This window comes from Paenibacillus sp. FSL H8-0332 (genome assembly GCF_037963835.1).
GTDB lineage: Bacteria > Bacillota > Bacilli > Paenibacillales > Paenibacillaceae > Paenibacillus_AQ > Paenibacillus_AQ rhizoplanae.
This window is the reverse complement of record NZ_CP150145.1, coordinates 6,079,517-6,093,675: the sequence shown is the minus strand read 5'-3', so window position 1 is coordinate 6,093,675 and position 14,159 is coordinate 6,079,517. Positions and strand designations below refer to the sequence as shown.

Annotated in this window: 12 protein-coding genes; 11 read left to right on the top strand and 1 reads right to left on the bottom strand. The window is 52.0% G+C overall.

Going from position 1 to position 14,159, the window contains the following annotated elements:
• Nucleotides 1-6 precede the first annotated feature (6 nt).
• From NST43_RS26400 to NST43_RS26355, 10 genes are all read left to right on the top strand, one after another.
• Complete coding sequence (locus NST43_RS26400) at nt 7-885, top strand: class II fructose-bisphosphate aldolase (protein ID WP_339220290.1); 879 nt, start codon at nt 7-9, stop codon at nt 883-885.
• A 34-nt stretch (nt 886-919) separates the two neighbouring features.
• Complete coding sequence (locus tag NST43_RS26395; RefSeq protein ID WP_339220288.1) at nt 920-1,969, top strand: aldose 1-epimerase family protein; 1,050 nt, start codon at nt 920-922, stop codon at nt 1,967-1,969.
• 19 nt (nt 1,970-1,988) lie between these two features.
• A complete protein-coding gene (araA, locus tag NST43_RS26390; protein ID WP_339220286.1) occupies nt 1,989-3,482 on the top strand; it encodes an L-arabinose isomerase in 1,494 nt (497 codons plus the stop codon).
• A gap of 174 nt (nt 3,483-3,656) precedes the next feature.
• Nucleotides 3,657-3,944 carry an Asp-tRNA(Asn)/Glu-tRNA(Gln) amidotransferase subunit GatC gene (gatC, locus tag NST43_RS26385; protein ID WP_173139646.1) on the top strand — a complete coding sequence of 96 codons (288 nt, stop codon included), beginning with the start codon at nt 3,657-3,659 and terminating at the stop codon, nt 3,942-3,944.
• 25 nt (nt 3,945-3,969) lie between these two features.
• Nucleotides 3,970-5,427: an Asp-tRNA(Asn)/Glu-tRNA(Gln) amidotransferase subunit GatA gene (gatA, locus tag NST43_RS26380; protein WP_209991888.1), complete on the top strand. Its 1,458-nt coding sequence runs from the start codon at nt 3,970-3,972 to the stop codon at nt 5,425-5,427.
• 290 nt (nt 5,428-5,717) lie between these two features.
• A complete protein-coding gene (gene gatB / locus NST43_RS26375) occupies nt 5,718-7,163 on the top strand; it encodes an Asp-tRNA(Asn)/Glu-tRNA(Gln) amidotransferase subunit GatB (protein WP_209991889.1) in 1,446 nt (481 codons plus the stop codon).
• A gap of 84 nt (nt 7,164-7,247) precedes the next feature.
• Entirely contained in the window at nt 7,248-7,721 is a 474-nt protein-coding gene (locus tag NST43_RS26370) for a GNAT family N-acetyltransferase (protein WP_209991890.1), read from the top strand.
• A gap of 37 nt (nt 7,722-7,758) precedes the next feature.
• On the top strand, nt 7,759-9,684 hold the full coding sequence (locus tag NST43_RS26365) for a DUF4097 family beta strand repeat-containing protein (RefSeq protein WP_339220282.1): 1,926 nt from the start codon (nt 7,759-7,761) through the stop codon (nt 9,682-9,684).
• A 125-nt stretch (nt 9,685-9,809) separates the two neighbouring features.
• Complete coding sequence (locus tag NST43_RS26360) at nt 9,810-10,241, top strand: Fur family transcriptional regulator (RefSeq protein ID WP_339220280.1); 432 nt, start codon at nt 9,810-9,812, stop codon at nt 10,239-10,241.
• A gap of 196 nt (nt 10,242-10,437) precedes the next feature.
• Complete coding sequence (locus NST43_RS26355; protein ID WP_339220279.1) at nt 10,438-12,159, top strand: glycosyl hydrolase family 18 protein; 1,722 nt, start codon at nt 10,438-10,440, stop codon at nt 12,157-12,159.
• 127 nt (nt 12,160-12,286) lie between these two features.
• On the opposite strand, the gene NST43_RS26350 is transcribed toward NST43_RS26355, so the two are convergent.
• The gene (locus tag NST43_RS26350) at nt 12,287-12,652 is read right to left on the bottom strand and encodes a DUF2614 family zinc ribbon-containing protein (RefSeq protein WP_209991893.1); all 366 of its coding nucleotides are present in this window, start codon (nt 12,650-12,652) and stop codon (nt 12,287-12,289) included.
• A 128-nt stretch (nt 12,653-12,780) separates the two neighbouring features.
• Between NST43_RS26350 and NST43_RS26345 the strand changes: the two genes are divergently transcribed.
• Entirely contained in the window at nt 12,781-13,656 is an 876-nt protein-coding gene (locus NST43_RS26345) for a nucleotidyltransferase-like protein (RefSeq protein WP_209991894.1), read from the top strand.
• Nucleotides 13,657-14,159 lie beyond the last annotated feature (503 nt).

The window sequence follows — 14,159 nt, the reverse complement described above, 5'->3', positions numbered from 1 at the left end:
TGAAGAATGCCATTAGTGACCCTGAAAGAGTTAATGAAGGATGCCGAAGCCAAACGTTATGCCGTCGGCGCGTACAATGTGATTAATTTGGAGATGATCCGGGGAATCATTGCCGGGGCCGAGGAGGCGCGCTCACCGGTCATTCTGTCCTTTGCGGAAGTGCATATTCCGCTTGTTCCGCTTGAAGTGATCGCTCCCATTATACTGGCGGCTGCGAGGCAAGCGCGGGTTCCCGTTGCGGTACACCTGGACCACGGCCAGGATCACGAAATTCTGATCCGGGCGATGCAACTCGGCTTCTCGTCGGTGATGTTCGACGGTGCGCATCTGCCGCTGGAGGAGAATATCCGCCAGACCAATGAGATCAGCAAAATCGCCAAGGCGCTTGGAGTTTCCGTAGAAGCCGAGCTTGGCAAGATTCTGCGTCCGGAGGGCGGCGGAGCGGAGGAAGAGATCGAAGAATATGATCCGGACGATGTATACACCAATCCCCAAGAGGCACAGACCTTTATTGCAAATACCGATGTCGATGCGCTCGCCGTTGCTTACGGGACCGCGCACGGTGTTTATCTGACAGAACCGGTTCTGGATTTTGAGCGTTTGAAGCTCATCAAAGAGCTTACCGGCCTGCCGCTGGTGATGCATGGCGGGTCTGGACTGGATGAAGCTGCCTATGAAACTTCCATACAGTGCGGCATCCGCAAGCTTAACTATTATTCCAATATGGCGCATGAAGTGGCCAATATCCTCCAGGCGAAATTGGCGGCCAACAGCGCGCAGCAGCGCAAAAGCTATTATCATGATCTATCCAGATGGGCTATGGAAGCTGTGCAGCAGGATATTGTTCGTACGATGAGAATTTTCGGGAGTGCCGGACAAGCCTGAGGCTTTCCTTCCCGGGTGCAGGAGGAATGGTGGTATGGCAAGACTTTATGGCAGAGAATGGACCCGTCGTGAGCTGGAAGCGAGAGTTGGGAGAATAGAGCAGCTTGCGGGAGTGCAGCCCTTTGTAATGAGAGAAGGGCCGGAGGCCGGTCAGGAAGTGTTCCGTGTGCGGACCGGCACTGGCCTCTCCTATTGGGTGCATCCCGGCAAGGGAATGGATATCTCTTTGGCTGAATTTTGCGGCATTCCGGTTAGCTGGTCTGCCGCCAACGGCGATCCCCATGCCGCTTATTTCAGGGATGAGGGGAATCACTGGCTGCAGACAGCCTCCGGCGGGTTGCTGATGACTTGCGGATTGTCGCAGGCAGGTGCGGCCGGCCGGGACGAATACGGAGCTTATGGATTGCATGGACAGATTCATCATACGTCTGCACGCCAAGCTTCGTATCAGGCGGAATGGCAAGACAATGAATATGAGATCCGCCTGCGGGGAGTCATAGAGGAGACGTCCATTTTTGGACATAAGCTGCGTTTAACCCGCACCATTACAAGCAGGCTTGGAGAGAACAGTCTGCTGCTTAACGATTGCGTGGAGAATGCAGGCTTTACACCGGCCCCGCATCTGATGCTGTATCATTTCAACTTTGGCTTTCCGCTGCTTGCGGAGGATACCCGGATTGTATTGCCGGAGAGCAGCTGTGCTCCGCGTGATGATGATATGGAGATATCACGGATACATGAATGGCAGGCGCCGGATCAGCGTTTTAAGGAACAAGTGTACTACCATGAGCCATTGGAACGGCAAACGTACATCTGCGCTCAAATCAGCAGCCCTTCTTTTCCTATACCCGGCTTATCCTCTTCATCGGGAGGCCTGACGGTAGAGCTGAAGTGGGATCAGCGGACGCTGCCCAGACTGGTGCAGTGGAGAATGCCCGGAGCAGGTGAACATGTGCTGGGACTCGAGCCGTCCAATTGCTGGACCCGGGGAAGAGCGGAGGAGCACAGAGCGCATTCTTTGAAGCTGCTGGAGCCTGGAGAAGCCGTTCATTACGAGATTGAATTGAAATTCAAAACGAACTGAACTAACGGAGGAATTTGATATGCTGCAAGCTAAGCCATATGTATTCTGGTTTGTAACAGGAAGCCAAGGTTTGTACGGAGAGGATGTACTTGAGCAGGTGGAGGAGAATTCCAGGAGAATGGTCGAGGAGCTAAACCGCGAAGGGGGCCTTCCGTATCCGATTGAGTTCCGCGAAACGGTCACAGCTCCGGAAGCGATTCTGCGAGTGTGCCTTGAAGCCAATTCCAGCGGGACCTGCGCGGGGGTGATCACATGGATGCACACCTTCTCTCCGGCCAAAATGTGGATCTCGGGGCTTACCCAGCTGCGCAAGCCGCTGCTCCATCTCCATACCCAATACAATATCGAGATTCCCTGGGACAGTATCGACATGGAGTTTATGAACTTGAACCAGGCGGCGCACGGCGACCGTGAGTTCGGGTTCATCGGCGCCCGCCTGCGCATGGCCCGAAAGATTATTGCGGGCCACTGGAAGGATGAAGAGGTGCGTGCAAGAATCGGAGGGTGGATGAAGACGGCGGCGGGCTATACCGGGAGCCAGACGATGAGAATCGCCAGATTCGGCGACAATATGCGTGATGTCGCAGTGACGGAAGGCGATAAGGTGGAGGCGCAAATCAAGCTGGGGTGGACGGTCAACGGTTATCCGGCCGGTGATCTGGCTGAACGGGTTCGGAGTGTAAGTGATGCCAAGCTGCGTAGGCTGATGGATGAATACGCCGAATTATATGACTTTACGGATCAGGGTCGCGCCGATGGCGCTGAACGGGAAGCCATTCGTGAACAGGCGCGGATGGAGATTGCGCTGAGCGAATTTTTGGAGGAGGGCGGGTATACAGCGTTCGTGACCAGCTTCCAGGACCTGCATGGACTGAAGCAATTGCCGGGGCTGGCGGCTCAGCGGCTGATGGCGGCAGGCTACGGCTTCGGCGGTGAAGGCGACTGGAAGACGGCCGCGCTGGTACGGATGATGAAGATTATGGCCGGTAATCAAGGGACCTCTTTCATGGAGGATTATACGTATCATCTGCAAAAGGGCAATGAAATGGTACTGGGTTCCCATATGCTGGAGATCTGCCCGTCCCTGGCTGCGGACAGACCAAGGATTGAAGTGCATCCCTTGTTTGTCGGCGGCAAGGAAGCTCCTGCGCGTCTAATATTTAACGGAGCCAGCGGCAAAGGAATCAATGCCACACTGGTGGATATGGGCGACCGGTTCCGCCTGATCGTCAATGAAGTGAATGCCGTACAGAATGAACATAGAATGCCTCATCTGCCGGTAGCGCGGCTCCTCTGGCAGCCGGAGCCGTCCTTGACCCGTGCATCGGAAGCGTGGATTCTGGCCGGGGGTGCACATCACTTCGCCTTTTCCTTCCATACAACAAGTGAACAGCTCCGGGATTGGGCGCGTATGGCAGGGGTCGAGTGCCTTGTCATCGACACCTCCAGCACCATGATTTCACTTGAGAATGAGCTGCGCTGGAATGACCTGTATTACCGGATGAATCATTAGCCGGATTAAGCTTAAGCACTCAAGACCCGCTTCCTGCCACAATCAGCAGGTGCGGGTCTTTTGCTGTATATATCTCCCTCCATCGACAAGCGCATTGAATTGTAAGGCCGTCTACCCTATAATTAAAAACGTTATCCGGGCGCTTTAGCCCTTTAAACAGGAGGGATATTCATTATGAGCATCACCGTCAAAGATGTGCAGCATGTGGCCAAGCTGGCCCGACTGCAATTAAGCCCGGAAGAAGAGGCTACCTTCACCGAACAAATGAATGCTATTTTACAATATGCCGAGAAATTGAATGAACTGGATACCGAGAATGTAGAGCCGACCACCCATGTGCTGCAAGTCAGCAATGTGATGCGTGACGATGCGGTGAAGGAGAGCCTGACCCAAGAGGAAGCGCTGCTTAACGCACCGGAACATGAAGACGGACACTTCAAGGTTCCCGCTGTTCTGGAATAACCATACCCTGAGAGGAGGAAGCAAGTTGAGCCTGTTTCAATATCGACTACCTGAAGTACATAACATGCTGCACAGTAAAGAGGTCTCGGTCCGTGAACTGACTGAAGAATCCCTGTCCGTCATTGCGGAACGTGACAGCAAGGTTCATGCTTTTTTGACACTGAATGAAGAGGGTGCCCGTGATCAGGCACGTGCGCTTGATGACAAGCTGGCGTCCGGAGCAGCGGGTGGTCTGTTATTCGGATTGCCTGCCGGAATCAAGGATAATATTGTGACCAAAGGTCTGCGCACCACCTGTGCCAGCCAGTTCCTTAATAACTTCCAGCCGATTTATGATGCGACCGTAGTCTCCAAGCTGCGCCAGGCCGATGCCGTAACCATGGGCAAGCTGAACATGGACGAGTTCGCCATGGGCGGTTCGAATGAAAATTCCAGCTTCGGGGCGGTGCGCAATCCGTGGGATCTGGAACGTGTTCCCGGCGGGTCGAGCGGTGGTTCGGCAGCGGCGGTTGCGGCCGGAGAAGTGTTCTTCACCCTTGGCTCCGATACCGGAGGTTCGATCCGCCAGCCGGCTTCCTACTGCGGAGTGGTCGGTCTTAAACCTACCTATGGCCTGGTCTCCCGTTACGGTCTGGTAGCTTTTGCCTCCTCCCTGGATCAGATCGGTCCGATTACCCGCAGCGTTGAGGATTCAGCGTATGTACTGCAGGCGATTGCCGGTTATGATGCCCAGGACTCCACCTCGGCCAAGGTTAGCATACCTGATTATCTGAGTTCGCTCACCGGTGATATTTCCGGTCTGCGTATAGCTGTGCCGAAGGAATACATCGGCGAAGGCGTAGACGCATCGGTCCGTGAATCCGTGCTGTCAGCGCTTAAAGTGCTGGAGAGTCTCGGCGCCGTGTGGGAAGAGGTTTCGCTTCCGCATACAGAATATGCCGTAGCTGCTTATTATCTCCTGTCTTCTTCCGAGGCTTCATCCAACCTTGCCCGTTTTGACGGTGTCCGTTACGGGACGCGTGTGGATGACGGAGGCGGTTTGCTGGATCTGTACCATAACTCCCGCAGTCAAGGCTTCGGTCCTGAAGTCAAACGCCGGATTATGCTCGGCACCTATGCGCTCAGCTCCGGATACTACGATGCTTATTATTTGAAGGCGCAGAAGGTTCGCACCTTGATTAAGCAGGATTTCGATGAAGTGTTCAAGAATTATGATGTCGTGATCGGCCCGACTGCGCCTACGACAGCCTTTAAGCTGGGCTCGCAGACCGAAGATCCGCTGACCATGTACCTGAATGATATCCTGACCATTCCTGTCAGTCTGGCCGGTATTCCTGCCATCAGCATCCCTTGCGGCTTCGCAGAAGGCCTGCCTGTCGGCCTGCAGATTATCGGCAAGGAGTTTGACGAGAGTACGGTACTGCGCGTTGCGCATGCCTTTGAACAGCATACAGAGCATCACAAGGCCCGTCCGCAAATGTAGCTTTTATATTAAGATGCACTTAAGATTTGAACTTGAAGCTACATCGTCACTGCGGTGAACATTTGGACTTCCGGCCGCTGTTGTCCCCAGATTTCTTGATTTAAACCGCTCTTCGCGGGTGAAATCCGGTGACTGATGATGCTTCCGAAGCGAGCTTTCCTGCGGAAAGCTTTCAGGCGGTCGCTACCGCTCCTACAGTTCCAAATTTCCCCTCCGTTTCTTTTGCTTTTTGTTTATTTCTTTAGTGCTTCTTATATAATTTGAGTAGTTGCCCACAAAACTTTTAAGGGATGAGATTATCTATGTCTAAATATGAAACGGTCATCGGGCTTGAAGTTCATGTGGAGCTTCATACCAAGTCCAAAATCTTCTGCGGCTGCTCCACAGAATTCGGCGCTCCGCCTAATACCCATACCTGTCCGGTCTGTCTGGGCCACCCCGGCGTATTGCCGGTTCTTAATCGGCAGGCTGTAGAGTACGCCATGAAAGCCGCAATGGCTCTGAACTGTACGATTGGCGATGTCAGCAAATTCGACCGCAAAAACTATTTCTACCCCGATTCCCCGAAGGCCTACCAGATTTCGCAATTTGATCAGCCTATCGGCCTGAACGGCTGGATTGATATTGAAGTGAATGGAGAGACCAAACGGATCGGCATCACCCGTCTTCATCTGGAGGAGGATGCGGGCAAGCTGACTCATGTGGATGGAGGATTTGCTTCACTGGTTGACTTCAACCGGGTGGGGACTCCGCTTATTGAGATTGTCTCTGAGCCTGATCTGCGTTCGCCTGAGGAGGCGCGTGCTTATCTGGAGAAGATCCGCGCCATCATGCAGTATTGCGATGTATCCGATGTGAAGATGGAAGAAGGCTCGATGCGTTGTGACGCCAATATCAGCCTGCGCCCGGAAGGGCAGGAGGAATTCGGTATCCGGGCGGAGCTGAAGAATATGAACTCCTTCCGCGGGGTTCTCCGCGGGCTGGAGTACGAACAACTCCGTCAGGGAGAGATTCTGGATGACGGCGGGATCGTTGTGCAGGAGACCCGCCGCTGGGATGAAGCTGGGGGCAAGACCTTGTCTATGCGCGGTAAAGAAGAAGCCCATGACTACCGTTATTTCCCGGACCCGGATCTTATCGTGCTGCATATCAGTGATTCCTGGAAGGAACAGATCCGTGCCACCATTCCGGAGCTTCCAGATGCCCGGCAGGCCCGTTACAGCGAAGAATTTGGCCTGACTGCCTATGATGCGGGAGTGCTTACCTCATCCAAGCCGCTTGCCGACTTCTTTGAAGGCAGTCTGGCTTATACACAGGATGCCAAGGCTGTCGCCAACTGGATGATGGGAGACCTGCTGGGATATTTGAACAGCAATAATCTGGAATTATCCCAGGTGAAGATTACGCCGCAGGGACTGGGCGAGATGATCGGCCTGATCGCAGGCGGAACCATCAGCAGCAAAATTGCCAAAACCGTGTTCAAAGAAATGCTGGAGAGCGGCAAGCTGCCTGCAGTTATCGTTGAAGAAAAGGGTCTAGTGCAGATTAGTGATGAAGGTGCGATTAAGAAAATCGTACAGGAAGTGGTCGCTGCTAATCCGCAATCTGTCGAAGACTACAAGGCCGGCAAGAAACAAGCGATCGGCTTCCTTGTAGGACAGGTCATGAAGGCAAGCAAAGGGAAAGCGAACCCGGGTCTTGTGAACACATTGCTTGCAGAAGTGCTGAACAGCTAGATTGGGTAATAGATTATAGAATCTTGGGCACAGGGCTTGTCGGCAACGGCAGGCCCCTGTGCAGTATATAAGGGGAATGTACGGATGGATACAATAGTGAAGCTGAATCTGCAGGATGAGATCATGCTGGATGAGCTATGGAGCCTTCAGCATAAGGCGTACCGCCTGGAGGCGGAGATCATCGGGTTTCGTGACATACCGCCGCTGCTCGAGACGAGGGACATGCTCAGCCGGGTTACAGAGGAGTTCTACGGCTGCTTCGATGAGACGGAGGAGCTGCTCGGCGCTGTTGCAGTCACCCAGGAGTCTCCCGGCAAGCTAACCGTTACCCGGATGATGGTCAGCCCGGACCATTTCCGCCAAGGCGTGGCCGGAAGACTGTTAGAATTTATCTTTGACCGTTATGCGGAGATGGAGCAGTTTATCGTTTCTACGGGGAAGCTGAACCTTCCGGCAGTGACGCTCTATACCAAGCACGGGTTCATTCCTGTGGGGTCCGAAGAGGTGGTTCCGGGAGTAGAGTTGCTGGAGTTCCACCGGACAGGCAGGCTGAAATGACAAGTACATCCCATTTTAGAAAGGAGGAGTACCGAGAATGAATTCCGGTCAACAGAATCATGAGGAGCTTCCCGTGCTGGAGGAAGAGAATGAGGCAGGCTTGCCGCTGTCTGAAGCTGATGAAGAAATGAAGGCCCCCTACATCCCTCCCCGTCCCAAACGCCGTCCGCGCAAACGTAAATTTATAGCCGGCCTGCTGGCTGCAGTGCTTCCTGGCACGGGACATCTCTATCTCGGGCTGCTCCGCAAAGGGATTTCTGTCATTTTCCTAATTGTGCTGGATATTGTGGCGCTGCTGTATTTCTCATCTATCGGGATGCAAATTAATGTACCATTGCTGATCTTGCTGGGGCTGCTGATTCCGGTATTATACTTCTATAATGTATTCGACGCGCTCCAGAACGCAGACCGGATTCTGCGGTTTCCTGATGAGCATGATCCAGAAGAGCTGGAGACCATCCAGTCTAGTACATCATCAAGACGCCGGGTAAGGATCAGCGAGCCGGGGATTTCCTTTGGCCTCCTGCTGCTTATCGGCGGAGCGCTGCTCTTTCTTTTCCAGCAAAAGCCGCCCTGGCTTCGGGGATTCATTGAGACCTCTGCCGGTGCTGCCGCCTCCGTGGTGCTGATAGGCCTTGGCCTGCTTATGGGAATCAGAGAGATGGCCCGGGACTCCATAGCGCGTCAGGACAAGGAACGGAAGAAGCGGCGGATCGGCAGATATACGGCCTCAGTAACACTGGCTGCTGTCGGAATTCTGCTTCTCCTGGACTGGCGCGATGGAACGGATTATATGATGCTGCTGCTCAAATGGTGGCCTATCATTCCGGTATTATGGGGAGTAGAGTATCTGCTGATCTATATTCTTTTCCGCCGTCTGAAGCAGAGCGGTACTGCCGGAAGAGCTAGGATGGATCTGCGGGGATTGTTCTCTGCGGTAATACTGGCTGCCTGTGTGTTCATCGTAACCGAGCAGGAGCACTATCTGCATCTGTGGAACAAGGTGAGTCTTAACCTGACCGTGGCGGCAGTCGATTACGGGGAAGCGGAAGGAAGCTCTTATCAGAAGGCTCCGCTGATGGTTCCGGTCGAACTGAACACCTCCAAGGTCAATATCGACGCTATAAATGGAGATATTCTCATTCACCGGGCTGCTGTGGAGGATATCGAGATTACGGCAACCGTATGGGTGGACCAGCTGGACGGGGTACTGGCTGAATCCATAGCCGATCAGTCTTTTGTCGAGGTGACAGAGGGAACAACGATCAAGATCACACCCCAGAGTAAGGCGTACGGTGAATCCGGCAAACGCCAGCCGCGGATCAACCTCGATATCTCCCTGCCGGAAGACCGGCGGTTCGACCTGAACGTCCGTACGATGAATGGCGGAATAACACTGCAGAATGTGGAGGCCATTGCCGACATCTCGCTGGAGACCGGGAACGGGGAGCTGATCCTGCACCGCATTTACGGTAATGTAAAAGGTAAAACCTTAAACGGCGCGGTGCGCGCCAGAGATGTCCTGGGCAATGTGGAGCTGGGGACAAGCGGAGGCGATATGGGGGCCTGGGACGTCAGAGGTGCCTTGAAGATGTCAACGGCGGTCGGCAATATCACGGCATATGACAGCGGGGATACGCTGGATCTGTCCACGAAGAACGGCAATGTTGAGGTATCCGGAGCAAGAGCCAAGCTGCATGCCGAATCCCTGAACGGCCGGATCAGTGTCCGCTCCGGAGATTTCGGGGGAGACTGGGATATTTACAGTGCAGTGGGGGATATTGAACTGTTCCTGCCGTTAACGGGTAATTATACGGTGGAGGGCTCCAGCGGCTATGGAGATATAGTAACAGACCTGCCAGGGCTCGTGATTGACAAAAAAGTGCTTTCCGGCCAGATCGGAACCGGCGAATTCAAGCTGCGTGTAGACGGAAACAGCAATTTAAATGTGAGCAAATATTGAATTAAGGAATTTTTATTATATAATAATGAATATAATGTAATGACTTCATTGACAACGCTAAAAGCAGAGTCATACAATTACATTAGAATTATTATTAAGTTGTATAATCAAAGGCGGTGGCATGGATGGGTAGTGGCGTACAGCATGCATTGGAGCAATTGAAGACAACCGGTGTCCGTATTACGCCTCAGCGTCATGCGATTCTAACGTATCTGATGGAAGCGATGAATCATCCTACGGCAGACGACATCTACCGGGCGCTTGAGCCTCAGTTTCCGAGCATGAGTGTGGCAACTGTGTATAACAATCTTAAGATGTTCATGGAAGCAGGTATGGTCCGTGAGCTGACCTACGGTGATAATTCCAGCCGTTTCGACGCCAATGTATCTGATCATTATCATGTTATCTGTCAGGAATGCGGCAAGATTGAGGATTTCAGTTATTCCTCTCTCCATGAAGTAGAGCATCAGGCCGAGTTGGCCACAGGCTTCAAGATTCATGGATTACGTATGGAACTATATGGTGTCTGTAAAGGCTGCGGCGAGAAGCGGCACTGAAATGCAAGTTTATCTATAAGCGTGTAGAGTCCGAATGCGGATTCTGCACGCTTTTTTGTATGAAGAGAGAATGAAGCTGTTACAAAAATACAAACCTTCCAAGAGATTCGCGCAACCAAGCTCGCCTGCATGGCGTATACTTAACAGAAGCGTTGCCTGCATTTAAAAATTCAATATATTGTTTGGAGGACCTATTTTGGACAGAAGACAGAGACAAGGACGCGTCAAAAAGCGTGGAAGTCTTTTTCGCCGCTTATTGGGACTTGTCATCATAGCCGCCGCAGCCTTTTGGGTTGTTTATTATGTACTGCCGAACCGCCAGCATCTGGACCCGGACTGGAAGGGGCTGGACAAGCCGATTTTTGTGAAGGGACAGCTTACGGGATACTCTGCTTCAGGTACAGGGGATAGTATGCTGTTACCTCTGCCTTTTTTACAGGAATACGTAGACCCTTCTATCCGTTATGAAGACAAGAGCAAATCTGTAATTCTCTCGACGGACAGCAGTCTCCTGTATATGCAGGAGGAATCAACAGCAGCAAGTCTGAACAATGAACCTCTGCAGCTTCGCCTTGCTCCTGAGGTTAAGGATAAAGTGACCTACCTTCCGGTAGACACGCTGGAGAATTTGTACGGCTTCGAGATCAATGAGGATACGGCTACCGGTGCGGTACTGCTGATGACTGCGGGAGAATCGGTGCCGCTTGGCAAAGTGAAGGGTGAGGAAGGCGGAAAGACCAAAGCCCTGCGCAGTGAACCCTCGGTGCATGCACCGATTTTTGCTGATATGAACCCTGGGGATGTCGTACGAATCTGGAACACGGACACGAAGGACTGGGTATATGCTCAGCTTGACAACGGTTATGCAGGCTATGTCCAAGCGGATGATATTACCGCAGACGGAACCACAACAGTAGAGAAACAGCCCGCAGCGCCTACACGCGCCGAGCGCAGCTGGAAGGGCAAGCCTGTTAACATGTTCTGGGAAGCCGTGTACGAACGCAAGCCGAATCCGGCCAAATTTGCTGATTTGCCGGGAGTTAACGTAGTTAGCCCTACCTGGTTCAGCATTATTGATGTGAACGGTAATGTGCGCAGCCAGGCTGACCGTTCCTATGTGGATTGGGCGCATAATCAGGGGATGGAGGTATGGGGACTGCTGAGCAACAGCTTTGAACCCGATTTGACTACTGAAGCCTTGTCCACATATGACAATAGGATGAATGCCATTGTTCAGATGCTAAAGTATGCAGACCTGTATAACTTAGACGGCATTAATATCGACTTCGAGAATGTGTACACCAAGGATGGACCGAACGTAACGCAGTTCATGCGGGAACTGAAGCCGATGGCCCAGAGCCGGAATCTGATTGTCTCTATTGATGTGACGCCGAAGTCCAAGAGCGAGATGTGGTCCATGTTCCTCGACCGCCGGGCGCTTGCCGCCGTATCCGACTTCCTGGTTATAATGGCCTACGATGAACACTGGGCAGCCAGTCCGGTCGCAGGTTCAGTAGCCTCTCTACCATGGGTTAAGAGTTCTTTGAACCGGATTATCGAGGAGGATGAGGTACCGGCAGAGAAGTTGATTCTGGGAGTGCCGCTTTATACGCGGATTTGGACGGAAGCCACCGAGAAGGGCAAGACCAAGGTAAGCTCCAAGGCCGTCAGCATGAATGCGGTCAAGGAGATCATTGCTGAGAAGAAGCTGAAACCGGTATTCGATAAGGAAGCCGGACAGAACTACGTGGAGTATAAGGAGGAGGATGTTCTCCGCAAAATCTGGATCGAGGACACCACCTCGCTCACAGCAAGGGTAGAGTTGGCCCAATCCTTGAAACTGGGCGGTGTGGCAGCCTGGAACCGGAGCTTCGCCAGTCCGGAGGCTTGGGAAGCATTGAAGGGAATTATAAAATAAGATTATCTCCTGCTCATCATAATCATAAAAAAGGTGTTGTCCTGGAGAGGACAACACCTTTTTTTGCAAGGAAATCCGAATATCCGCATAACAACAAATGATTGGAGTCAACGCTGCCTGAACACGTTCAATGTTTAAGCTGCTGGAGTTCAAGCTCTTCGGCAGTAATGGTAGCTTGTGCAGGGTCCATGGTGAGGACGGTGTGGCAGAACATGCAGCGGTCGGTTTTGCCCAGCATTTTGGTCAGCTTATGGCACTCCGGACATTCCACCTGAACCGCACTGGTGGAGAGCATGCCCGCCCAGAAATAAATAGCCAGACTGGCCATCATGGAGACGAGTCCAATGACAAGACCGACAGCAGCAACTACCTTGCCGGCAGATCCCCAGAAGACAATACCTGCAGTTCCCATGATCATAAGCCCCATGCCCAGCATGGTCAGAAGCAGTCCCCAGGTGCGAAAAGCATTGATTTTGGCTGATTTAAATTTCATGAGTATGATCTCCTAACTGAAATATAGTTCGGTTGTTCAGGAGGAACTGGCATGAATATGTAGAATAAGATTATGTATAGAGATTATAACTGACGGATGCAAAATCGCCAAATTTGATGGAGGGAAGTATGGAACTGTCCAATTTGACCCTACTAAGCGGGGAGACATTTGAGGAGAATGTTCTGGGAGCCGTTGCTTGGCGGCAAAGAGGGGATGCCACGTTTCAGAGTGCGCTGCTGCACGATTTTGATATGGTGGTACTTCTGCTGCATGAGGAACAGGAGACGGAACGCATCATAACCCATAGCATTGCCGCTGATAAGCGGACGCAATCGGTACATGTAGGTCTATCTGCACTGGAACGTGCTGTAATGGCCGGGGATAACAACGAGCTTGTTAGCAGCCTGATATCCGGAGAGGTCATCTGGGACCCGAAGGGGATCTTGGCGGAGATGCGCAAGCAGCTTACCCAGTTTGAGGGCCCGCTCAAAGAACGGGTGTTGTTTATGGAATTCGCCCGTTTTTTACATATGTATATTAAGTCCAAGCGTTATATTGAAGCAGGGTGTACCATGGATGCCTATAATTGCGTACTGATTGCCTTATATCATTGGGCACGCATTGAAGTAAGTGAAGCGGGGTATTTCCCGGAACCGGCAGTATGGGGACAGGTGAAAAGCCTGAACTCCCCGGTCCATAAGCTATACGAAGAATTGACTATCAGCACAGAGACCTTGGACCAGAGAATTGAGCTGATCCTGCTCGCCTGTGAATTTGCCCTCATGTCAAAAATGGAGGATTCCTGTGCCATGCTGCTCCATATTCTGGGCAGCCGTAAGGAGGCATGGAGTATTAAGGAGCTTCTGCAGCATTCGGGGCTTAGCCCGCTCCAGGCAGAGTTGCCGCTTGTACTCCGCAAGCTTGTCTCCCGTTCATTAATTCGGGAGATCGCCTCATGGGCAGTTGAAGCCGGGGACGGTCATACCATTCGTTATACCCTTTAAGTGAACAGTACGCCTACTGGCGGGAACAGCTCTATATATAGATAGCATTAGCGGGAGAATGGAGAGGGTACATGTACTCTCTTTTTTTATAGAATTTATATGTTTGGGGCCCCCGCAAAGTACCTGAGTCATCATCGAAGCTAAAGCCTCACTTTGTGGGGTTATTTTATTTGTCCAAGTTTGCAGAAGAGCTGAAAGGGAGTATAATATTTAGGGTTGACTAGGGTGCAGTTCTTATGATAAATTATAACTCGTCCCTCTGACATAACGATGCGCAGTAATGCAGTCGTAAATCAGCCGAAAAAAGAAATTAAAAATAAAGGTTGACTAAAACGAGGACGCTGTGATATATTATAAAGGTCGCTGCTGAGACAAAAAACAGTGACGAAAGATGAACTTGATCTTTGAAAACTGAACAACGAGTGAGTATCTGGAGATCACTTCGGTGAGATCCAAAAATGAGAATGAAAATTCTCGTCAGATGTTTCAAAATGAGCAATCGC

Excerpts from the sequence above, each read along its gene's own strand:
- gatC (WP_173139646.1), top strand. The coding sequence starts at position 3,657 with ATGAGCATCACCGTCAAAGATGTGCAGCATGTGGCCAAGCTGGCCCGA.
- NST43_RS26395 (WP_339220288.1), top strand. The coding sequence starts at position 920 with ATGGCAAGACTTTATGGCAGAGAATGGACCCGTCGTGAGCTGGAAGCG.
- NST43_RS26370 (WP_209991890.1), top strand. The coding sequence starts at position 7,248 with ATGGATACAATAGTGAAGCTGAATCTGCAGGATGAGATCATGCTGGAT.
- araA (WP_339220286.1), top strand. The coding sequence starts at position 1,989 with ATGCTGCAAGCTAAGCCATATGTATTCTGGTTTGTAACAGGAAGCCAA.
- NST43_RS26350 (WP_209991893.1), bottom strand. The coding sequence starts at position 12,652 with ATGAAATTTAAATCAGCCAAAATCAATGCTTTTCGCACCTGGGGACTG.
- NST43_RS26360 (WP_339220280.1), top strand. The coding sequence starts at position 9,810 with ATGGGTAGTGGCGTACAGCATGCATTGGAGCAATTGAAGACAACCGGT.
- gatB (WP_209991889.1), top strand. The coding sequence starts at position 5,718 with ATGAGATTATCTATGTCTAAATATGAAACGGTCATCGGGCTTGAAGTT.
- NST43_RS26400 (WP_339220290.1), top strand. The coding sequence starts at position 7 with ATGCCATTAGTGACCCTGAAAGAGTTAATGAAGGATGCCGAAGCCAAA.
- NST43_RS26345 (WP_209991894.1), top strand. The coding sequence starts at position 12,781 with ATGGAACTGTCCAATTTGACCCTACTAAGCGGGGAGACATTTGAGGAG.
- NST43_RS26365 (WP_339220282.1), top strand. The coding sequence starts at position 7,759 with ATGAATTCCGGTCAACAGAATCATGAGGAGCTTCCCGTGCTGGAGGAA.